Origin of the sequence: Streptomyces beijiangensis (assembly GCF_017315755.1) — a bacterium.
In the GTDB taxonomy this organism is placed as follows: domain Bacteria; phylum Actinomycetota; class Actinomycetes; order Streptomycetales; family Streptomycetaceae; genus Streptomyces; species Streptomyces beijiangensis.
This window is the reverse complement of sequence record NZ_JAFLRJ010001362.1, coordinates 1-300: the sequence shown is the minus strand read 5'-3', so window position 1 is coordinate 300 and position 300 is coordinate 1. Positions and strand designations below refer to the sequence as shown.

1 protein-coding gene is annotated in these 300 nt (G+C 71.7%); it reads left to right on the top strand.

The window, feature by feature from the left end:
- Window positions 1–300, top strand: a 300-nt coding sequence (locus J0695_RS41835) for a phosphoglucose isomerase-related protein (protein ID WP_505383649.1), incomplete at both ends; no start/stop codon positions are given.

Below are 300 nucleotides of genomic sequence, written 5' to 3'. Positions count from 1 at the left end.
CCGGACGGCCTCGCCGCCCAGCACGACCTGCTGATGGCCAACTTCTTCGCCCAGACCCAGGCGCTGGCCTTCGGCAAGACCGCCGAGGAGGTCCGCGCCGAGGGCGTCCCCGAGGAACTGGTGCCGCACCGCACCTTCCCCGGCAACCGGCCCACCACCGCCATCCTCGCCGACGAGCTGACCCCCTCGGTCCTCGGCCAGCTCGTCGCCCTCTACGAGCACAAGGTGTTCGTGCAGGGCGCCGTCTGGGGCATCGACTCCTTCGACCAGTGGGGCGTGGAGCTCGGCAAGGTCCTCGCC